The organism is Gardnerella sp. Marseille-Q9185, from assembly GCF_046508745.1.
Lineage (GTDB): Bacteria > Actinomycetota > Actinomycetes > Actinomycetales > Bifidobacteriaceae > Bifidobacterium > Bifidobacterium greenwoodii.
The window spans coordinates 28,614-49,024 of record NZ_JBKFWK010000002.1 but is presented as its reverse complement, the minus strand read 5'-3'; the positions used below and the strand labels follow the sequence as shown (position 1 = coordinate 49,024).

The following is a 20,411-nucleotide window of genomic DNA, read 5'->3' as shown; positions in this document are numbered from 1 at the left end:
GAATATAAAATTATGGCGAGTTGAAACGCTATAACTCAGCAGAATCACGGCGAGCGCGAATCTTTTCCGCACGCTCCGCAAGCTCATCATCTGGCGGATACGCCACATATTCCAAAGTCAAACCTTGCGGCGCAATAGGGCCTGTAGAACCTTCACGAATCGGCGTATTAATCTTCTCAACAAACCAATCAAGCGTGCGCTTACCACGCCCAATCTGCACGCAAGCCTGCACAAGCGAGCGCACCATATTGTGAGCGAAAGCATCAGCAACAATAGTAAACTCAAGCAAACCCTGCTCAACAGTCGGCACGCAGCCAGTTTTAAGCTTAACGCGCACGTCATTAGCACGCGTTCCCACACGTTCCCAACAAGCACTCTTTACATCGCGAATAGTAGTGCCACCAGGATTAGGGCGAGCAAAAGATCCAAAATCGTGAAGGCCAATCATAAGCCCAGCAGCCTGGTTCATTGCATCAACATCCAAAGCATCGTCAAGTTTCAAAACAAAACCACGCATACGAGGGTCATAATCACAATAATCAGAAGCGTCGCAAATACGATACACATACGTGCGCTCCAACGCAGAAAAGCGCGCATCAAAACCAATGGGAGCAACACTAACCTTATGCAACGAAATATCTTGCGACAAAACATGCTTAAGCCGGTACTCGAGCGCGCAAACACCGTCCAATCCAGTATGCCCTACGCATCGCAGCAAAGTTTCTTCACAAACATCAAGATGACAAACCTGATGCGACGCATGCACGCCCGTATCCGTACGTCCAGCCACAGTAAGGCGCAGCGGCTCAGCAGCATCCCCTTCTGGCACACGCAATACTGTATGCAAAGCCCCCTCAATTTCACCTTGCACAGTTCGCAAAGTAGGCTGCTTAGCCCAACCGTAAAATCCGCCACCATCGTAAGCTAAATCTAAGCGAAGTCGCATTCAAAACCTTTCCAAACAGACTTTACACTAGCTTTTTTTATCCGAAGAGCTGCCGCCCGCAAGCGCAAAAGCACTCATAACACTACGAATAAGCTCGTAAGTTTTTGAATCCATATGCATTGCAATCTTCAATAATTTAGGAACAACCTCCGACCAATGAGAAGACATTTCATCAAAAGTTGGGTAACCTAAACTGCTAAAAATGCTGTAAACGCTGTCAATTCTGCGCTTTCGCTCCTCAAATGGCAGATTCATCATCCACTCGTTTGCAGCCTTAGAAACGGCCAGAGCGCGCGGGGTTACGCAATCACAGTAGTCAAAATCACCATTTTTAATCTGCCAATACATGCCAAAATGTTGCATTAATCCAATCGAATCGGCAAATGTAACCTTATATGGCACTCCCGTATCCATAATCAATCCAATAAAGGCAGACTGCGGAACTACTTTTTCAATACGACTTGAAACATTCGCAAAAACGCTTGTATCCACTACATCAGACGCAAAACCAGGTCCGTCCATAGAATAAATTTTTGATACAAGATCACCTAGTTTTTGACTTGTAGCATCTAAGCGCATAGCCGCATAAGCAGCCATGTTCCCACCTTTTGAATGACCGACAACAATAATATTTGGATTATTTTGCGCATCTACGGAAGATTTTGAAAAGCGGGCAAAAAGTTTGTTCGCAAAAATTTTATTAAAGAAGTTTTTATTAGAATAACGTTTGCTATATCTTTGCGCTACAGAAGTCAAATATTCAGCAGCAGATTCTTGCGCTGGCACTGGGCAGCGGAAAGCCATGTTGAAATCTTCTTTCCACCCAACAAGCGTACTGTCAGTGCCGCGATACGCAACAACAAGAGTATGAGGATTATCAATCCCCTCGCAATTGCTAAGATCAAAAGTAACTCCAGCAAACTGCTGCTCTAATGATTCGTCAATATTTGATTCATCAAACCTCTCAAGATACTCCCCTACGCGAATTCCCCTATACCTAGGGCTGGAAGCGACAGCAAGAAGCAGCTTCCTACGGAATTTATCTACTTTAGGAGACCCAGAAGCAAACATTGACGAATATTCTTCTATTCTAAGCAATTCGTTAATAGATACAGTAGAAATATTCTTTGGATTATCGCAATATTTTGGCACGTACGTTGGCATATTTATATAAGATAGCTCGCACAAAATCAGCGCATCTACGGCATTAAACTTGCGCTGAGCGAAGGTAGAGAAATCGTTGCGCAACAAATCAATAACATTCGACATAATTCAATAATAATACAAATAAAAAACGAGCCGAGGAAATCCTCGACTCGTTTTAGCAATTCTTTCAAGAAGCGAATTTACGCTTAACTTTAAGATTTACTTTACCGATGCGTAAAGCTGAAATGCTGACTACTCGGCAGCTTCTTCTTTAGCTGCTACCTTAGTAGCTGCTTCAGCTTCCTTCACAACAGCCTTCTTTGGGCTTACTGGCTCAGTTACAAGCTCAATAATTGCCTGAGGAGCGGTATCGCCACGACGTGGAGCAATCTTCACGATGCGGGTGTAGCCGCCTTCACGCTGCTTCATCTGCTCAGCAATCTGAGTGAAAAGAACGTGAACCACGGACTTGTTGCGAATCACGCGCAACACGCGACGACGCGAATGCAAATCGCCACGCTTAGCGAATGAAATCAAACGCTCAGCAAGCGGACGAAGACGCTTTGCCTTTGGCAACGTCGTCACAATACGACCGTGCTGGAAGAGGCTGGTCGCCATGTTGGCCAGCATCAGGCGCTCATGAGCCGGGCTAGAAGCCAGACGAGGGCCTTGTTTCGGTGTAGGCATTATTACTCCTTATTGTCGCAATTGCCGAAAACTCAGGTGGGCATCAACCCGAACATCCGAATTTTACGACGATTGCAGGTGAATTCTACTCGTCTTCAGGCGAGAAGAAAGTGCCACCTTCGAGATTATTGGCGTCGAAGCCAATCGGCGAAGCCTTCAAAGACAGACCCATGGACTGCAACTTCTCTTTGACCTCATCGATGGATTTCATGCCGAAATTACGAATATCGAGCAAATCCTGCTCAGTGTGAACTACCAATTCGCCGACTGTATGAATACCCTCGCGCTTCAAGCAGTTGTAGCTGCGCTGGGTAAGATTCATTTCTTCAATCGGTATAGCCAGCTGGGAATCAGATTCCTCACGCATTGGCGCTGGACCAACTTCAACACCTTCAGCTTCAAGATTAAGCTCACGGCAAAGGCCGAAAAGCTCAACCAAGGTTGAACCTGCGGACGCAACAGCATCGCGCGGTGTAATAGCTGGCTTGGTTTCCACATCCAGGATGAGCTTATCGAAGTCCGTGCGCTGTTCCACGCGGGTAGCTTCGACCTTATAGCTCACCTTCAAAACTGGCGAGTAGATCGAATCCACAGGAATGCGGCCGATTTCGCTGTTCTCCTGCTTGTTCATCTGAGCTGGTACGTAGCCGCGACCGCGTTCAACAGTAAACTCAATTTCAAGTTCACCATCTTCAGCAAGTGTAGCAATATGCAATTCAGGGTTGGCAATAGTAACGCCAGCCGGAGGAGTAATGTCTCCAGCGGTTGCTTCACCTTTACCATTCTTGCGCAGATACATCACTACAGGCTCGTCGTACTCACTAGTGAGCACGATGCCCTTGATGTTCAGCAGAATTTCAGTGACATCTTCTTCAACACCTGGCAGAGTCGTAAACTCATGCAAAGCTCCGGAAATGCGTACCGAAGTAACGGCAGCACCTGGAATGGAGCTCAACAAGGTACGACGCAGCGAATTGCCGAGAGTGTAGCCAAAACCTGGTTCCAACGGCTCAATAGTAAAGCGAGAACGCTGGGGATTCAGTGATTCCTCGGTAAGTGTCGGACGCTGTGCGATAAGCACTTTGGTATCCTTTCAGCTTCTGGTCGGTGGTGCACTCGCCGCCCATAAGCGGGTTGGATGGATGGATTCGTAAGAGTGCTCAGACGCGGCGACGCTTTGGTGGGCGTACGCCGTTATGCGCTTGCGGGGTAACGTCGGTAATAGAACCAACTTCGAGACCCGCGGACTGGAGGGAACGGATAGCGGTTTCACGACCGGAACCTGGACCCTTAACAAACACGTCGACCTTCTTAAGGCCATGCTCCATTGCCTTACGAGCGGCAGACTCAGCAGCCATACCTGCAGCGTAAGGAGTCGACTTACGGGAACCCTTAAAGCCGACGTCACCACCGGAAGCCCAGGAAAGGACTGCACCGGATGGATCGGTGATGGAGATAATCGTGTTATTGAATGTTGATTTAATATGCGCCTGCCCAACCGGCACCGACTTGCGGTCCCGGCGACGCGGCTTGCGCGAGGCTTGCTTTGCAGCTGCCATTGACCCTCGTTTCCTAATGACGAATGAGTTGGTATGTCTAGACGATGGAAATGTATCCGTGGCCTAGAGCCGACCACCGACTACTATCGGGTGGCCTTCTTCTTCCCGGCGACAGTACGCTTCGGGCCCTTACGGGTACGAGCATTAGTCTTGGTACGCTGACCACGCACAGGAAGACCCTTGCGATGACGCTGGCCTTGATAGCAGTTGATCTGAATCTTACGACGGATGTCTGCGTCAATTTCACGACGCAAATCGCCCTCGATCTTGTAATTAGCCTCGAGATAATCACGCAAGGTGATCAGCTGTTCATCCGTAAGATCCTTGACGCGAGTGTCCGGATTCACACCGGTCGCGGCAAGCGTTTCCTTAGCGCGAGTGCGGCCAACACCAAAAATGTAGGTGAGGGCAATCTCAATGCGCTTCTCATTGGGAATATCTACTCCGGCAAGACGTGCCATTGTAATTCCTTTACTGTTACGCAGGTCGTGCACCAAGTCTTCCGCATTATTAGATGCGGCCTGGGCCTGCGCACCCAGGGTTCAGCTTCTGCTGTGACTTAGCGCCTTATTCTTTGTATTCCGCGATGGAAATCTGCTCAGCCCTGACGCTGCTTATGACGTGGGTTAATGCAGATCACCATGACGCGGCCGTGACGGCGGATCACGCGGCAGTTTTCGCAGATCCTCTTCACGCTAGGGCTGACCTTCATGGTTTTCCTTTGCTTGTACCTTTACTTATAACGGTACGTAATACGTCCACGGTTCAGATCGTATGGACTCATCTCCAGCACTACACGATCCTGCGGAAGAATGCGGATATAATTCTTGCGCATTTTTCCGGAAATCGTAGCTAGAACGATGTGCTCATTCTCGAGCTGAACGCGAAACATCGCATTCGGCAGTGCTTCGACTACCTTGCCTTCGACTTCAATCACACCGTCTTTTGCCATGAGCCTCGTTCCGATCCTTGGGCATACTACTTCGCGCATCCGAAGACACGCCAATCTTCTATATTACAGTAAATGCGCCCTATACAACACTCGGCGTGTCGCATAGGGCGCATTTCTCACACAAACCTGACTGTAATAAATCAGTCTAGTATTATTGTTCTACTGCTATTAGTTTAGCGATTCAATGATGCGATTATTAATTTCTTTAATATCGCCAACACCATCAACTTCAACTAACTGACCGCGGCTATCGTAAATATCAAGAAGCGGAGCAGTTTCTTTTTCGTATGTTTCCAAACGCTTAGCAATAACTTCTGGAGTATCGTCAGAACGACCCTGCTCTACTGCGCGCTTCTGCATGCGCTCGAGCAAAACCTCACGCTCAGCCTCTAAAGCCACAACGTGGTCGAGCGGAGTTGAAAGTTCTTCCAACATTAAATCCAAAGCCTGAACCTGGGAAGCGTTGCGAGGATAACCGTCGAGAATCCAGCCATTCTTAGCATCATCTTGTGCAAGACGATCCTTAACAATGCTGTTTGTCAGCTCATCTGGAACCAACTCGCCCTTGTCAAGATAAACCTGCACTTGCTTGCCAAGCTCAGTCTGATTTTTTAAGTTATAGCGGAAAATATCACCAGTAGAAATTGCTGGAATATTGTAATGCTCGCTTAACAAAGCAGCCTGAGTGCCCTTGCCAACGCCCTGAGGACCCATAATCAGCAATCGCATATTCATCTCCTTGATTCTTCACAAATTATTTTATTTACTTAGATACTTGCTTTTGATTTTCGTGATTGAACAAGAAACCAGCATACTGGAACTGTTCAGTCTGAGCCTTTGCCTGACGCAAAGTATCCAAACCTACGCCAGCAATAATCAGAATTGTTGTACCGCCGAATGGCAACTTTGTATTCAAGTGCAAAGCCATAATCAAAACGGTAGGAATCAAAGCAACGAAAAGCAAATAAATAGCGCCGACAGTGTTAAGCCTGTTCATAACATAGCTCAAGTAGTTGCTAGTTGCGCTACCGGCACGGATTCCAGGAATAAATCCGCCATACTCTTTCATGTTATCTGCAGTTTCATCCGTATTAAAAGTAATCTCGGTGTAGAAGAAGCAGAAGAACACAATCATCACAGTGTATAGGGCAATATACCAAGCAGACGTGGAATTTGCCAAATTGTTCTCAATCCACTGTACCCAAGGCTTGCTCTTATCTCCGAACTGGGCAATAAGAGTAGGAACAGCAAGAATAGAAGAAGCAAAGATTGGTGGAATAACACCGCTCATATTAATCTTCAACGGCAAATAAGTGGAAGATCCGCCGTACATCTTTCGACCAATCATGCGACGAGTGTACTGCACAGGAATACGACGCTGTGCAAGTTCCACAAAGTCAACGAAAACAAGAATTACAAGAAGCACACCACCAACGATGGAGAACTTAGTCCAATCACCATCAGAACCGTTAGTACCCCAACCAATATCCCAAAGCTTTGGCAAGAAGCCGGAGCAAATAGACATAAAGATTAAGACGGACATACCTTGGCCGATGCCCTTATCTGTAATAAGCTCTGCCATCCACATAATTAAACCAGTGCCGCCGGTCATAATCAAAACCATTACAACCAAGCTCCAGAAGCCACCATCTGGAATAACCTGACCGCACTGATAATTAAACAAAGCGCCTGAACGAGCAGTTACCAAAATTGTTGTTGACTGCAAAACAGCCAAACCAATAGTTAAGTAACGAGTGTACTGCGTAAGCTTTGTCTCGCCAGACTGACCTTCCTTATGCAACGCTTCGAAGCGAGGAATAACAACGCGAAGAAGCTGAATCACAATGGAAGCTGTAATGTAAGGCATTACACCCAAAGCAAAGATGGAAAGCTGCAGCAGCGAGCCGCCGGAGAACAAGTTGACCAACCCAATAAAGTTCTCTTTTGACGAAGCCAGCTTAGTTGTGCAATCACTAATTACTTTATAGTCAACACCTGGAATCGGAATAAACGAACCGATACGGTAGATGATAATCATAGCGAAGACGAAGAGGATCTTATTCCTCAACTCCTTCGTCCTGAAGGCCTGGATTAACGTTTTCACCTGGGTCTTCCTCCCTTTTTTCGCGCACTCCTAGGCGCAACAGTGCAAAAAACAAACTCTGAGGCAATAGTGTAACTCACGGTGCATACTGAAACAGATTATTGGTGAGTTTTGTCGATAAAAATAGTCCCCCTAGACAATGCTAGAGGGACTATCTACAGCTTTATAACTGCATCAAGCTTAAAGTAGTTCTAACTACTCTTCGCTGATGGAGCCGCCTTGAGCTTCAACCTTTGCCTTAGCAGAAGCAGAAGCCTTCATACCCTTCAAGTTCAAAGCAACAGTCAATTCACCATCGCCCAAAACCTTAACTGGGTAACCATCGCGCACGGCGCCCTTTGCAATAAGGTCAGCTACAGTAACTTCGCCACCCTTTGGGAAGAGTTCAGCGAGAGCTGCAACGTTAACGACCTGGAACTCCTTCTTGAAAGGACTCTTGAATCCACGCAACTTAGGCAAGCGCATGTAAAGTGGAAGCTGGCCACCTTCGAAGCCAGGACGAACCTGATAACGCTTCTTTGTGCCCTTGTCACCACGACCCGAGGTCTTACCCTTGGAGCCTTCACCACGGCCTACGCGGATGCGATCCTTCTTAGCTCCTGGAGCTGGACGCAATGTGTGCATATGCAGCATTGGTTCTTCGTTAGCCATAATCAGTCGACCTCCTCGACGCTCACCAGGTGGCGCACGGCCATGACCAAGCCACGATTGACGGGGGTGTCTTCACGAACTACGCTGTGACCAATCTTATGAAGGCCGAGCGTATGAACATTCGCGCGCTGGCGCTCAGTGGTATGAACCAAACCGTGCACCAGAGTGATCTTCAAATTAGACATCACTCACCATCCTTTGCTTCAGCTGCCTTGGCGGCCTGAGCTTCTTCGCGAGCCTTGCGAGCTTCGGCAATGCCGGCAGCGCGCTCACGGAGCAAAGCATCAGGAGCAACTTCCTCAAGAGAAAGACCACGACGAGCAGAAATCTCTTCTGGCTCTTCGAGCTTCTTCAAAGCGTCCACAGTAGCGCGCACCACGTTTACAGCGGTCGCAGAACCCATGGACTTGGTGAGGATATCTGTAATGCCAGCGCACTCCATAACAGCACGCACAGCACCACCAGCGATTACACCAGTACCTGGAGCAGCTGGACGAAGCAACACGGTACCAGCAGCATCGTGACCGAGCACTGGATGAGTGACGGTACCACGAATACGTGGGACAGTGAACATATGCTTCTTAGCGTCAAGCTGACCCTTAGCGATAGCTGCTGGAACTTCACGAGACTTGCCGTAACCAACACCAACAGTGCCCTTACCGTCGCCCACAACAACAAGTGCTGCAAAGCTGAAGGTACGACCACCCTTGTGGGTCTTGGAAACACGGTTAATAGTAACTACGCGATCCAGAAGCTCTTCGCCGCGGTTTTCTTCACGACGGTTACGACGCTCGCCGCGCTTACCCTCGCCCTTATTACGGCGAGAACGACGATCATCGTTGCGTTCCTCAGCGGATGCCTGAGTGTTCTGAGTTTCTTCAGCCACTTGGGTTTCCTTTTCGTTGTCGCTCACAGTGCTAGACCTCCCTGACGGGCGCCTTCAGCTACTGCTGCGACGCGACCATGATATTTGTTACCGCCACGGTCGAAGACTACAGCGGTGATGCCCGCTTCCTTCGCCTTAGCCGCTACTAATTCGCCAACCTTGGTTGCAGCTTCAGTCTTCGTACCGGTGAAACCAGCGAAGTCAGCTGTCAAAGTGGAAGCGCTTACCAAAGTAATACCCTTGGTATCGTCCACAATCTGAGCAACCATGTGACGGTTAGAACGAGAAACAACTAAACGAGGACGTTCAGATGTGCCAGCAATTCGCTTACGAAGACGGGCGTGACGACGCAAACGTGCGACTTTGGTACCCTTACCGAAAATCTTAACGCTCATATCACTTACCAGCCTTTCCAGCCTTGCGCAGGATACGTTCATCGGTGTACTTAATACCCTTACCCTTGTAAGGTTCTGGAGCACGAAGCTTGCGGATGTTAGCAGCAACCTGGCCAACAGCCTGCTTATCAGTGCCCTTAACGATTACCTGGTTAGGATTTGGCAACTCGAACTCAATACCTGCCGGTGGTTGAACGGTAATAGTGTGAGAATAACCGAGCGAGAACTCAATGCCCTTGCCCTTCATTACTGCACGATAACCGGTACCGACAATATCCAAAGTCTTGGTGTAGCCTTCGTGCACACCCTTAACCATGGAAGCAACAATTGCGCGAGCCAAGCCGTGCTTTGCACGAGTTGGACGCAAATCGTCAGCTGGAGTCAAAACAATCTGATTCTCAGCAACTTCCGCGGTAATACCCTCTGGAATTACATAGGAGTCAGAACCCTTAGCGCCCTTGACGCTGAAGGACTGACCTTCAATCTTTACTTCCACGCCTTGAGGAATGTCGACGGGGAGCTTACCAATATGCGATGCCATCTTCAGCTCTCCTTTCTCACCATACGTAGGCGACAATTTCGCCGCCAATGCCTCGGTCGAGGCATTCCTTCTGAGTCAACAATCCCGAGCTGGTCGAGATAATAGCGATACCGAGACCACCAAGAGGCATTGGCAAAGCATCAGACTTAGCGTAACGACGCAAGCCTGGCTTAGAAATGCGCTTGATGCCCTGGATAGAACGCTGGCCATTGGAGCCATACTTCAACGTAATTTCCAACGTCTGTCCAACCTTAGCTTCCTTAGCAGCGAAGTCCTTAATATAGCCTTCGTGCTTAAGGATCTCGGCGATATTCGCCTTGAACTTGGAGTACGGCATTTCCACGGTATCGTGCTTTGCCGCGCTCGCGTTACGCAGACGTGTCAACATGTCTGCGATTGGATCTGTCATTGTCATGTGGGCTAACGCCCTTTCTCGCCGTGGTTTCCACCGCCTCTATATAAGACCTTTGTCTTTAGGCAGTGGACCTTCAGCGTCGATATTTACCAACTGGACTTCGTAACACCCGGCAACTCACCGCGATGAGCCTTCTCACGAAGGCAAATGCGGCACAGACCGAACTTGCGATACACGGAGTGAGGACGACCACAAACCTGGCAACGCGTATAAGCGCGTACCTTGAACTTCGGCTTAGCGGCCGCCTTGTTTTTCAGAGCGGTTTTTGCCATTTCAGTTCTCCTTGAATGGGAAACCGAGGTGCTTAAGCAAAGACTTGGCCTCCACATCGTCCTTGGTGGTAGTCACCACGGTGATGTCCATACCACGCTGATGATCAATCGAGTCAGGATCAATCTCATGGAACATAGACTGTTCCGTAAGACCGAAGTTGTAATTACCCTGACCGTCAAACTGGTTGCCGTTAATACCACGGAAATCGCGGATACGAGGCAAAGCCAGAGTAAGCAAACGATCCAAGAATTCCCACATACGATCGCCACGAAGGGTTACGTAAGCACCGATAGCCTGGCCTTCGCGCAAATGGAACTGTGCGACAGACTTCTTTGCCTTAGTGACCTTTGGCTTCTGGCCGGTGATCAAAGTGAGATCCTTAATCGCACCTTCGATGAGCTTGGAATCACGTGCTGCAGCGCCGACGCCCATAGAGACGACAACCTTCTGTACACGAGCCACCTGCATAGGATTGGTGTGGCCAAATTCCTTCTCCAAGGCTGGAACGATTTCATCCTTGTATTGTTGCTTTAAGCGCGGAGTTGCCGGCAACTCAACTGTAGTATCGGTCATGCCAGCTCCTTTCCGGACTTCTTGGCGACACGCACGCGCACGGTCTTAACCTTGCCGTCACGAGCCTCTTGCTTAACAATCACGCCGACGCGAGTAGGCTGCTTGGTTTCTGGATCAATAACCATCACGTTAGAGCGATGGATTGGAGCCTCAACCGAAACAATGCCCGACTGCTGACCCTGCTGGGTGGCGCGAACGTGCTTCTTAACGACCTGAACGCCTTCTACGACTAAACGGTCGTCGGCAAGTACGCGAAGTACTTTGCCTTCCTTACCGCGATCCTTACCGCGGATAACCTTCACCTGGTCGCCGGACTTAATCTTGGCTACCATATCAGATCACCTCCGGGGCAAGGGACACAATCTTCATGAAGTGCTGATCACGCAATTCACGACCGACTGGTCCGAAGATACGAGTGCCTTTTGGTTCACGGCCAGAGCCGAGAATGACGGCGGCGTTCTCATCGAACTTAATATAGGAACCATCGACACGGCGATGTTCCTTGACAGTACGGACGACGACAGCCTTAACTACGTCGCCTTTCTTGACCGACCCGCCAGGGATCGCGTCCTTGACGGAGGCGACGATGATGTCGCCGATGCCGGCATAGCGTCGCTTCGATCCACCGAGCACGCGGATGGCAAGTAATTCCTTAGCACCCGTGTTGTCGGCGACATGAAGCCGCGTTTCCTGCTGAATCATTGATTCTCCTTAGCCGAGCTGGTTCTCCCCACTCACCTGTGCCTGCCCAAAGAACAGACACAGGTGAAGCGCGGAGCCTTGCCGAACTTGTTTACTTGGCGCGCTCGATAATCGAGTCGAGACGCCAACGCTTGGTCTTGCTCAGGGGCCGAGTTTCCATAATACTCACGAGGTCGCCAATATGTGCCTCGTTGTGTTCATCATGGGCTTTGACCTTGCGGGTGGAGCGAACGACTTTACCGTAAAGCGGGTGTGTCGAACGCTGCTCCAGCTCAACGGCAATCGTCTTGTCCATGGCCTCGGACACGACGTAGCCGCGACGAACCTTGCGGAAGTTGCGCTCTTGGTTCTCAGCCATGCTTACTTCTCCTTGACCTCAGTGGCGCCAGGCTCTTGGCTGATGCCGAGTTCACGCTCACGCAGGACAGTATACATCCTGGCTATGTCGTGCTTGACCGCCTTGAGGCGAGCGCTGTTTTCAAGTTGACCAGTTGCTGCCTGGAAGCGCAAGTTAAAAAGCTCTTCCTTGGACTTCTTCAAGAAGCCTTCAATTTCAGCATTGGTCTTCTCGTTCAAATTCTTGATGGTGTAGTCTGCAGTTCCGACTGGCATCAGATGTCACCGCCTTCACGCGCAATAACGCGGCATTTCATTGGGAGCTTATCGATAGCGCGGCGCAAAGCCTCGCGAGCGATGTCCTCAGAAACACCACCGATCTCGAACATTACGCGTCCTGGGTGGATGTTGGCAATCCAGAATTCTGGAGCACCCTTACCGGAACCCATTCGCGCACCAAGCGGGTGCTTGGTTAATGGACGATCTGGGAAGATCGTAATCCACACACGACCGCCACGCTTAATGTAGCGGGTCATTGCGATACGAGCTGCCTCGATCTGTCGGTTAGTGATGTAGGCCGGAGCCAGCGCCTGAATACCGAAATCGCCGAAAGCAATCTCGGTGCCACCCTTAGACATGCCGCTACGGGTAGGACGGTGCTGCTTACGATATTTAGTCCTCTTTGGGATAAGCATCTGCTCACTCCTTCGTTTCCGTTGCGGCAGGAGCTTCAGCAGCTGCAGCTTCAGCTGGCTTTTCAGCCTGTGCTTCAGCAGCCTTCTGCTGGTTAGCAGGACGTGCGCCACGACGTGGACGACGATCGCCACGACGGCCTTCACGCTTACCCTGCTGAGCCTGCTGCTCTTCAAACTCACGCTCGGTCATATCACCCTTGTAAATCCAGACCTTAACGCCAATACGGCCGTAAGTGGTCTTAGCTTCAAAGAAGCCATAATCAATAAGGGCACGAAGGGTCTGCAGTGGAACGCGACCCTCACGATAGAACTCAGAACGGCTCATTTCGGCGCCACCAAGACGACCGGAGAGCTTAATACGAATACCCTTGGCACCAGCGCGCATAGCATCCTGCTGTGCTTTACGCATAGCACGACGGAATGTAACGCGGTTTGTCAACTGTTCCGCAATTCCCTGAGCAACCAACTGAGCGTCAAGTGCAGCATTCTTCACCTCAAAGATGTTGAGCTGTACTTGCTTGCCTGTGAGCTTCTCCAGCTTTGCACGAACGCGCTCAGCTTCAGCACCACGACGGCCGATAATAATACCTGGACGAGCGGTGTGAATATCAACACGAACGCGATCACGAGTGCGCTCGATGACGATACGAGATACGCCAGCACGCTCGAGGTCATGGCTCATTTCCTTGCGAATCTTGTCATCCTCAAGGACGAAGTCACGATAACGCTCGCCAGCCTTGTTGGAGTCGGAGAACCACTTAGAACGATGATTCTCGGTGATGCCCAGGCGATAGCCGAAAGGATTTATCTTCTGACCCATCTTTAGCGGGCTCCTTCCTTAAGCGAGACGATAACGGTGATATGGCTTGTGCGCTTGTTAATGCGCGCAGCGCGACCCTGTGCACGAGCGCGGAAACGCTTAAGCGTTACACCCTCATCCACGTAGGTTTCCTTGATGACCAAGTCCTGCTCACGGAATGGTTCACCGGCTTTTTCAGCCTTTACGCGAGCGTTAGCGATCGCGCTTTCAAGAACCTTGCGCACCGGCAAAGATGCGTCCTGAGGAGCAAACTTCAAAATGGTAATAGCTTCGCTTGCACGCTTGCCTCGGATGAGGTCGACCATGCGGCGAGCCTTGCGCGGCGTCACGCGGACGTGACGAGCGATTGCTTTAGCTTCCATGTGTCCTAACTCTCCTTTAGCGGCGTGCCTTTTTGTCGTCCTTCACATGACCCTTGAAGGTCTTGGTTGGGGCGAACTCACCGAGCTTATGACCAACCATGGCTTCGGTAACGAATACCGGCACATGCTTGCGGCCATCGTGTACGGCAAAGGTGTGTCCAATGAAATCAGGAGTGATCATCGAACGACGCGACCACGTCTTAATGACGTTATGCGTGCCCTTGTCGTTTTGCTCGTCGACTTTCTTCTGCAAGTGGGCGTCGACGAAAGGGCCCTTCTTGATGCTACGAGTCATCTATTCGACACTCCCTTACTTGCGGTTCTTACCATTCGGGCGACGACGAACAATCATCTTGTTCGAAGCCTTCTTTGGACGACGTGTACGAACCTCGCCCTTGCCCCATGGAGAAACTGGCGGCTTGCCACCACGGGTACGACCACCATGTGGGTGGTCCACAGGGTTCATGGATTCGCCTCGAGTGATTGGCCTACGACCAAGCCAACGAGCGCGACCAGCCTTACCAAGTTCAATGTTGGCGTGATCAGAATTACCAACTTCGCCAATCGTAGCGCGGCAACGAGCGTCAACGTTACGAATTTCGCCAGATGGCATACGCAACTGAGCGTAAGCGCCATCCTTAGCGACGAGCTGAACAGCAGCACCAGCGGAACGAGCAATCTTTGCGCCACCAAGTGGACGAAGCTCGATTGCGTGAACCACGGTACCGGTTGGAATATTCTTCAGAGGCAGGTTGTTGCCTGGCTTAATATCAGCCTGAGCACCAGTCTCAATAACGTCACCCTGGGCAATACCTTCAGGAGCGATAATGTAGCGCTTCTCACCATCTGCGTAGTGCAGCAATGCGATGCGAGCGGAACGGTTAGGGTCATACTCAATATGAGCGACCTTTGCTGGCACGCCATCCTTGTCCCAACGCTTGAAGTCGATGAGACGATACTGACGCTTGTGACCGCCGCCGCGATGGCGAGAAGTCATGCGGCCGTAAGAGTTACGACCACCAGTCTTGCTGAGTTTGCGTACCAACGATTTTTCAGGCGTAGAACGCGTGATCTCGGCAAAATCCGAAACCGAAGCGTTACGACGGCCTGCAGTCGTTGGCTTATAAACGCGGATAGCCATAATATAGTATTCCTTTACTTTTCTCGGCTAGCCTTCAGTTACCAAAGATGTCAATCGTTTGACCTTCAGCCACGGTGACAATAGCGCGCTTCTGGTTCACACGACGGCCGAAACCGGTGCGAGAGCGCTTCAACTTGCCAGCGCGGTTCAAAGTGTTAACGTTTGTCACCTTGACCTTGAAGATTTCTTCGATAGCCTGCTTGATCTGAACCTTGTTAGCACCTGGAGCCACTACGAAAGTGTACTGACCACGATCAGAAGCTGCATAACTTTTTTCAGAAACAACTGGCTTAAGAATTACGTCATGTGCTGGGTTATGGACTGCGACCATTTAAATCAGGCCTCCTTAACGACAGGCTCGGTCTTAGCAGCAACGAAGGCTTCGAAGCCTTCCTTGGAGAAGACGACGTACTGAGCTGTAACAACATCGTAAGTGTTGAGCTGATCAACGAAGATCACGTGAACAGTTGGAATGTTGCGTACAGACATCCACTCATTGATGTTCTCACGAGAAAGAACAACAGTAGTGAACTGGTTATTGGTCACAGGGGTAAGTGCTGCAACAGCTGCCTTGGTGGATGGAACATCCTTAATACCAAAGTCAACTACAGCAATACGTCCAGCATTTGCACGATCCGAAAGAACGTAACGAAGAGCAGCTGCCTTCATCTTCTTCGGGGTGCGCTGATCGTACTTACGAGGAACTGGACCGTGAACAACGCCACCATGTACCCACTGTGGAGCACGAATGGAACCCTGGCGAGCACGACCGGTGCCCTTCTGCTTCCATGGCTTCTTACCGCCGCCGGAAACATTAGCACGATTCTTCACAGCATGAGTGCCCTGACGAGCAGCAGCAAGCTGAGCGATTACGACCTGATGAACCAGTGGGCCGTGAGCCAAAACGTCTTCGTTGGAGATGCCGAAAATTTCAGCAGGAGCTTCAACGGTTCCGCTTGCCTTGCCCTTAGTATCAGTGACGTTCAGAGTTACGTTTGCCATAATTATCAGGCTCCCTTCACTGCCGAACGGACGAGAACGATTGCGCCCTTAGGACCTGGAATAGCGCCCTTAATAGCGAGAATGCCGTTCTCGACATCCGAAGAAACGATGGTGAGGTTAAGCGCGGTGGAAGTCACATGACCCATGCGACCAGCCATACGCTTGCCCTTCAAAATGCGGCTTGGAGTTGCGCAAGCGCCCACAGAACCTGGGCGACGTTCGTTCTTGTGCGAGCCGTGAGTACGACGATAGGACTTGAAGCCCCAACGCTTAATAGTGCCAGCAAAGCCCTTACCCTTGGTAGTGCCAGTGACATCTACTTCAGAACCCTCAGCGAACAATTCAGCAGTCAATTCCTGACCTGGCTGATAATCTGCTGCGTTCTCCGTGCGCACCTCAGCGAGGTGACGACGAGGAGTTACACCAGCCTTTGCAAAATGACCGGCCAATGGCTTGGTCACCTTGGTAGGATCAATCTGGCCATAACCGAGCTGTACTGCGCAATAACCGTCAGACTCTACAGTCTTTACAGCGGTAACTACGTTAGTAGCAACTTCAACCAGAGTTACGGGGACGAAGAAGCCGTTTTCATCCCAAACCTGCGACATACCAAGCTTGCGGCCAAGCAATGCAGTGCGATTCATATTATGCGACATTTTCTCCCCCTTCCTACAGCTTAATCTCGATGTTTACATCCGCAGGCAGGTCAATGTGCATCAAAGAATCCACAGCCTTTGGCGTTGGATCTACGATGTCAATGAGGCGCTTATGAGTGCGCATCTCGAAATGCTCGCGAGAATCCTTGTATTTATGAGGAGAACGGATAACAACAAACACGTTCTTCTCGGTCGGCAGAGGAACCGGACCCACCACTGTGGCGCCCGCGTTCGTCACCGTCTCGACGATTTTCTTCGCCGATTGGTCGATGACCTCATGGTCATAGGACTTAAGCCTGATGCGGATTTTCTGTCCCGCCATTGCCGTCCGCCCTTTCTAGCGATTCGTTTACTGTTTACCAACCTGAATTCAAGGGCACCGGCGAGAATAAGCCCCTAGGGCAATTCCACATCAGTGCGCGGCATCAAAAACCTATTCATACAAAAAAATTCGATTCAAAGTTTTTGCTTCCGCGCTCGCTTTTTTTAATTACAATATGCGAGCCTTAAAACAGGCAACTAAGTAATTAAACCATCAACCTTCGATTATTAAAAACCGGGCGTGTCGGCTATTTTCCAACAAAAAATGGCAGAAACTACAATTAGTTTAGCTTCTGCCATTATTAACTAAATACGCAAATAATTACGCGGCTTCACGCTCCAAACGCATGCGATGGCCTTCTTCTTGAGAAACACCATAATATGCAGCAATAGCAATATCCTTCATATCCTCAATTTGCGGAATACGAGGATTTGCAGGAGCGCACTGATCTTCGTAAGCACGCATGCCAATATTGTCAAGTATCGACCAGTAGTATTCTTCGTCTACGCCACAAGCCTTAAACGAAGCGTCCATTCCAAGCTTTTCATTTCGATACTCTTCAACAGCGCGAGCAAGATTTTCCACGCCTTCTTCAGGGGTTTTACCAGGATCTACACCAAGATTCTTAGCAATCTCCTGATACCTTTCAAGCGCAATATAATGATTGTACTTTGGCCAGCTAGTTGGCTCTTGCGGAATCTGACCGTTGTAGCGAATAACATAAGGCAGCAAAATTGCGTTCGTATGTCCGTGTACAACATGGCACAAAGCACCAATAGTATGAGCCATAGCGTGGCACATACCTAAGAATGCGGAACCAAATGCCATTCCAGCCATAGTAGCTGCATTGTGCATTTTTTCTTGCGCCTCAACCTTGCGCTGAGAATCTTCACAATTCACAGAATCGTTGAGATTTTCCCAAATAAGTTTCGAAGCATGCAATGCCATAGCGTCCGTGAAATCATTCGCGTAAACAGACACGTAAGCTTCCATAGCGTGAGTTAAGGCATCAAAACCAGAATCGCACGCCAAACGACGAGGCTGCGTACGAGCTAACACAGGATCTACGATTGCAACCGTTGGAGTCAGAGCGTAATCCGTAATAGGATACTTGTATCCGGTCTTGTGATCCGTAATAACAGCGTAAGGCGTAACTTCAGATCCAGTTCCGGAAGAAGTTGGTATGCAAACAAGCTTAGCTTTGCCACCAAGAGGCGGAATCTTAAACGCGCGCTTTCGAATATCGAAGAACTTTTCGCGCAAATCAGCGAAAGAAATCTCCGGATGCTCGTACATAAGCCACATAATCTTAGAAGCATCCATTGGAGAACCGCCGCCAACAGCAATAATTGTGTCTGGCTGGAATTCGTCACGCATCATTGCGGCTCCGCGCTCAACCGTTTCAACGCTTGGCTCAGGCTCAACGTAATCAATAATGCGGAAAGTAACGCGATTATCTCGAGCACGAAGCTGGTCAATAATCTTATCTACTACGCCAAGCTGCTCCATAACTTTATCGCACACAATAACTGCGCGCTCAACGCCGTACATATCCCTCAAATAACGAATAGCATTCGGCTCAAAATAAGTTTTAGCCGGAATCTTGAACCATTGCATATTATTATTCCTTCGTGCAATACGCTTAATATTAAGAAGATTTATAGCTTGTACGTTGCCGGAAACGGAATTTCCGCCATAAGATCCGCATCCAAGAGTAAGCGAAGGAGCAATCGCGTTGTAAATATCTCCAACGCCACCAAGAGATCCAGGAGAATTCCAAACAATTCTGCAAGCATGCATACGAACGCCATATTCGCGCACAAGATCTTGATTATTTGTATGAATTACAGCAGTGTGACCAGCTCCATGCACAAGCATCTGCTCGCACATCTTGAAGCCTTGTTCCTTATTTTCTGCGCGAAGCATTGCGTGAACAGGAGCAAGCTTTTCCATAGTAAGCGGCTCCATCTCACCAACTTCTTTGCACTCTGCAACCAAAATCACAGCATCTTCTGGAATTTCAAATCCAGCTTCGTGAGCAATGTATTGAGGAGATTTTCCTGGAACAGTGGAGTTAAGTTTTGGAGTATTTCCAGAATACGCAGTGCAGCCAAACATATATTGTTCGAGCTTAGCTTTTTCGTCAGCATTAACAAAATACGCTTTTCTGCGCTTTAATTCGCGAAGTAACGGCTCATATACGTCCTTATTCGCAATAATTGCCTGCTCGGTTGCGCAAATCATTCCGTAATCGAAGTGCTTTGAAAGAATTAAATCGTTTGCAGCACGCGAAATATCAACATCGCTGTCAACATACGCAGGAGCATTTCCAGCGCCAACGCCAAGAGCTGGCTTTCCAGAAGAATACGCAGCCTTTACCATTCCAGGACCGCCTGTTGCAAGAATGGTTGCAATCTTCGGATGCTTCATTAAAGCGCCGGTTGCAGCAATAGAAGGATGCTCAATCCACTGAATGCAATCTTTTGGCGCTCCAGCCGCAACAGCAGCATCGCGAACAATTCGAGCTGCTTCAGAAGAGCACTTTTGTGCGAAAGGATGGAATCCAAAAATAATTGGGCATCGAGTTTTTAGCGCAATAAGCGACTTAAAAATTGCTGTTGAAGTTGGGTTTGTAACTGGAGTTACGCCTGCAACAATACCAACCGGCTCAGCGATTTCGTCAATTCCAAGTACATCGTCTTCGCGAATAATGCCAACTGTTTTCTGCCCAGCCAAGTAATGCGTAATATGTTCGCATGCAAAAATGTTTTTCGTTGCTTTATCTTCAACAAGACCGCGCCCAGTTTCGTCAACAGCCATTTTTGCAAGAACCAAATGCTTATTTAGTGCTGCAACAGATGCTTTAGCTACAATATGATCAATTTGTTGCTGATTAAGCTTTTCAAATTCATCTAAAGCATGCGATGCTTTTTCAACAAGTTGATCAACCTCTTGCTGTGCTGCTAATTCAACATCATCGACGGTTTTAGACTCTGTTTCGGCCTTATTCTGTGCCTCAACCATGAGTAGTCCTCCTTGATCTTTACCAACGGCATTAATAACGACATTAATAACGACGTTAATAGCAAATATTTTTTGCCCGTTGTTACTCACAGTAAGTAAATATGTGATACAAGTCACAATTTAGCCGTTTTACTGTACTTTTGCATCTTTGCAGCGAGTTGCGCTATTTATGATTGAGCACGGTAGAGTTATGTTCGTTTTTTGAGTACTTTTGCTTACTTTT

General features: G+C 49.2%; 32 protein-coding genes. All 32 read right to left on the bottom strand.

Annotation, left to right across the window (positions count from 1 at the left end; all coding sequences use genetic code 11):
* Positions 1-28 precede the first annotated feature (28 nt).
* On the bottom strand, positions 29-946 hold the full coding sequence (locus tag ACLD5M_RS02900; RefSeq protein WP_410314562.1) for a tRNA pseudouridine synthase A: 918 nt from the start codon (positions 944-946) through the stop codon (positions 29-31).
* 27 nt (positions 947-973) lie between these two features.
* Positions 974-2,215 carry an Mbeg1-like protein gene (locus tag ACLD5M_RS02895; protein WP_410314561.1) on the bottom strand — a complete coding sequence of 414 codons (1,242 nt, stop codon included), beginning with the start codon at positions 2,213-2,215 and terminating at the stop codon, positions 974-976.
* A gap of 129 nt (positions 2,216-2,344) precedes the next feature.
* A complete protein-coding gene (gene rplQ / locus ACLD5M_RS02890; protein WP_004129014.1) occupies positions 2,345-2,779 on the bottom strand; it encodes a 50S ribosomal protein L17 in 435 nt (144 codons plus the stop codon).
* Positions 2,780-2,864: 85 nt separating this feature from the next.
* Positions 2,865-3,860, bottom strand: coding sequence for a DNA-directed RNA polymerase subunit alpha (locus ACLD5M_RS02885; RefSeq protein WP_004134296.1), 996 nt, complete (start codon positions 3,858-3,860; stop codon positions 2,865-2,867).
* Between the two features lie 79 nt (positions 3,861-3,939).
* Entirely contained in the window at positions 3,940-4,338 is a 399-nt protein-coding gene (rpsK, locus tag ACLD5M_RS02880) for a 30S ribosomal protein S11 (RefSeq protein ID WP_004105468.1), read from the bottom strand.
* An 83-nt stretch (positions 4,339-4,421) separates the two neighbouring features.
* Positions 4,422-4,799, bottom strand: coding sequence for a 30S ribosomal protein S13 (gene rpsM / locus ACLD5M_RS02875; protein WP_004105472.1), 378 nt, complete (start codon positions 4,797-4,799; stop codon positions 4,422-4,424).
* 137 nt (positions 4,800-4,936) lie between these two features.
* Complete coding sequence (rpmJ, locus tag ACLD5M_RS02870) at positions 4,937-5,050, bottom strand: 50S ribosomal protein L36 (RefSeq protein WP_003842636.1); 114 nt, start codon at positions 5,048-5,050, stop codon at positions 4,937-4,939.
* A 21-nt stretch (positions 5,051-5,071) separates the two neighbouring features.
* The gene (infA, locus tag ACLD5M_RS02865) at positions 5,072-5,290 is read right to left on the bottom strand and encodes a translation initiation factor IF-1 (RefSeq protein ID WP_004129021.1); all 219 of its coding nucleotides are present in this window, start codon (positions 5,288-5,290) and stop codon (positions 5,072-5,074) included.
* Between the two features lie 168 nt (positions 5,291-5,458).
* Complete coding sequence (locus tag ACLD5M_RS02860) at positions 5,459-6,019, bottom strand: adenylate kinase (protein ID WP_004129023.1); 561 nt, start codon at positions 6,017-6,019, stop codon at positions 5,459-5,461.
* Between the two features lie 34 nt (positions 6,020-6,053).
* Positions 6,054-7,394: a preprotein translocase subunit SecY gene (gene secY / locus ACLD5M_RS02855; RefSeq protein WP_004129026.1), complete on the bottom strand. Its 1,341-nt coding sequence runs from the start codon at positions 7,392-7,394 to the stop codon at positions 6,054-6,056.
* 195 nt (positions 7,395-7,589) lie between these two features.
* Positions 7,590-8,045, bottom strand: a complete 456-nt coding sequence (gene rplO, locus ACLD5M_RS02850; RefSeq protein WP_004129030.1) for a 50S ribosomal protein L15 — start codon at positions 8,043-8,045, stop codon at positions 7,590-7,592.
* 2 nt (positions 8,046-8,047) lie between these two features.
* The gene (rpmD, locus tag ACLD5M_RS02845) at positions 8,048-8,230 is read right to left on the bottom strand and encodes a 50S ribosomal protein L30 (protein ID WP_004105491.1); all 183 of its coding nucleotides are present in this window, start codon (positions 8,228-8,230) and stop codon (positions 8,048-8,050) included.
* Positions 8,230-8,958: a 30S ribosomal protein S5 gene (gene rpsE, locus ACLD5M_RS02840; RefSeq protein WP_004134284.1), complete on the bottom strand. Its 729-nt coding sequence runs from the start codon at positions 8,956-8,958 to the stop codon at positions 8,230-8,232. Before rpsE ends, rpmD begins: the two co-directional genes overlap by 1 nt.
* Positions 8,955-9,326, bottom strand: a complete 372-nt coding sequence (rplR, locus tag ACLD5M_RS02835) for a 50S ribosomal protein L18 (protein WP_004135717.1) — start codon at positions 9,324-9,326, stop codon at positions 8,955-8,957. Before rplR ends, rpsE begins: the two co-directional genes overlap by 4 nt.
* Before the next feature lies 1 nt (position 9,327).
* Entirely contained in the window at positions 9,328-9,867 is a 540-nt protein-coding gene (gene rplF / locus ACLD5M_RS02830) for a 50S ribosomal protein L6 (protein ID WP_004135719.1), read from the bottom strand.
* 16 nt (positions 9,868-9,883) lie between these two features.
* Positions 9,884-10,282 (bottom strand): 30S ribosomal protein S8, encoded by a 399-nt coding sequence (gene rpsH / locus ACLD5M_RS02825; protein ID WP_004105495.1) that lies wholly within the window; start codon positions 10,280-10,282, stop codon positions 9,884-9,886.
* 86 nt (positions 10,283-10,368) lie between these two features.
* Positions 10,369-10,554: a type Z 30S ribosomal protein S14 gene (locus ACLD5M_RS02820; RefSeq protein ID WP_003808046.1), complete on the bottom strand. Its 186-nt coding sequence runs from the start codon at positions 10,552-10,554 to the stop codon at positions 10,369-10,371.
* 1 nt (position 10,555) lies between these two features.
* On the bottom strand, positions 10,556-11,128 hold the full coding sequence (gene rplE, locus ACLD5M_RS02815; protein ID WP_004129048.1) for a 50S ribosomal protein L5: 573 nt from the start codon (positions 11,126-11,128) through the stop codon (positions 10,556-10,558).
* Positions 11,125-11,460: a 50S ribosomal protein L24 gene (rplX, locus tag ACLD5M_RS02810; protein WP_004129050.1), complete on the bottom strand. Its 336-nt coding sequence runs from the start codon at positions 11,458-11,460 to the stop codon at positions 11,125-11,127. The genes rplE and rplX overlap by 4 nt, the downstream gene beginning before the upstream one ends.
* Before the next feature lies 1 nt (position 11,461).
* Positions 11,462-11,830 (bottom strand): 50S ribosomal protein L14, encoded by a 369-nt coding sequence (gene rplN, locus ACLD5M_RS02805; RefSeq protein WP_004129052.1) that lies wholly within the window; start codon positions 11,828-11,830, stop codon positions 11,462-11,464.
* A 91-nt stretch (positions 11,831-11,921) separates the two neighbouring features.
* Positions 11,922-12,188: a 30S ribosomal protein S17 gene (rpsQ, locus tag ACLD5M_RS02800; protein WP_004114365.1), complete on the bottom strand. Its 267-nt coding sequence runs from the start codon at positions 12,186-12,188 to the stop codon at positions 11,922-11,924.
* A gap of 2 nt (positions 12,189-12,190) precedes the next feature.
* The gene (rpmC, locus tag ACLD5M_RS02795) at positions 12,191-12,442 is read right to left on the bottom strand and encodes a 50S ribosomal protein L29 (RefSeq protein WP_004129054.1); all 252 of its coding nucleotides are present in this window, start codon (positions 12,440-12,442) and stop codon (positions 12,191-12,193) included.
* Positions 12,442-12,861, bottom strand: coding sequence for a 50S ribosomal protein L16 (gene rplP / locus ACLD5M_RS02790; RefSeq protein ID WP_004109684.1), 420 nt, complete (start codon positions 12,859-12,861; stop codon positions 12,442-12,444). Before rplP ends, rpmC begins: the two co-directional genes overlap by 1 nt.
* A gap of 4 nt (positions 12,862-12,865) precedes the next feature.
* Positions 12,866-13,681, bottom strand: a complete 816-nt coding sequence (gene rpsC / locus ACLD5M_RS02785) for a 30S ribosomal protein S3 (protein ID WP_004129057.1) — start codon at positions 13,679-13,681, stop codon at positions 12,866-12,868.
* 2 nt (positions 13,682-13,683) lie between these two features.
* Positions 13,684-14,043, bottom strand: a complete 360-nt coding sequence (gene rplV, locus ACLD5M_RS02780; protein WP_004105510.1) for a 50S ribosomal protein L22 — start codon at positions 14,041-14,043, stop codon at positions 13,684-13,686.
* A gap of 16 nt (positions 14,044-14,059) precedes the next feature.
* Positions 14,060-14,338, bottom strand: coding sequence for a 30S ribosomal protein S19 (gene rpsS / locus ACLD5M_RS02775; RefSeq protein ID WP_004114357.1), 279 nt, complete (start codon positions 14,336-14,338; stop codon positions 14,060-14,062).
* A gap of 15 nt (positions 14,339-14,353) precedes the next feature.
* Positions 14,354-15,184, bottom strand: coding sequence for a 50S ribosomal protein L2 (gene rplB, locus ACLD5M_RS02770; protein ID WP_004129060.1), 831 nt, complete (start codon positions 15,182-15,184; stop codon positions 14,354-14,356).
* A gap of 34 nt (positions 15,185-15,218) precedes the next feature.
* A complete protein-coding gene (gene rplW / locus ACLD5M_RS02765; protein WP_308582421.1) occupies positions 15,219-15,515 on the bottom strand; it encodes a 50S ribosomal protein L23 in 297 nt (98 codons plus the stop codon).
* Positions 15,516-15,520: 5 nt separating this feature from the next.
* Positions 15,521-16,186, bottom strand: a complete 666-nt coding sequence (gene rplD / locus ACLD5M_RS02760; RefSeq protein ID WP_410314560.1) for a 50S ribosomal protein L4 — start codon at positions 16,184-16,186, stop codon at positions 15,521-15,523.
* A gap of 5 nt (positions 16,187-16,191) precedes the next feature.
* Positions 16,192-16,842, bottom strand: coding sequence for a 50S ribosomal protein L3 (rplC, locus tag ACLD5M_RS02755; RefSeq protein WP_004135726.1), 651 nt, complete (start codon positions 16,840-16,842; stop codon positions 16,192-16,194).
* A gap of 13 nt (positions 16,843-16,855) precedes the next feature.
* Positions 16,856-17,164: a 30S ribosomal protein S10 gene (gene rpsJ / locus ACLD5M_RS02750; RefSeq protein WP_003808013.1), complete on the bottom strand. Its 309-nt coding sequence runs from the start codon at positions 17,162-17,164 to the stop codon at positions 16,856-16,858.
* Between the two features lie 321 nt (positions 17,165-17,485).
* Positions 17,486-20,188, bottom strand: coding sequence for a bifunctional acetaldehyde-CoA/alcohol dehydrogenase (gene adhE, locus ACLD5M_RS02745; protein ID WP_004134278.1), 2,703 nt, complete (start codon positions 20,186-20,188; stop codon positions 17,486-17,488).
* Between the last annotated feature and the right edge of the window lie 223 nt (positions 20,189-20,411).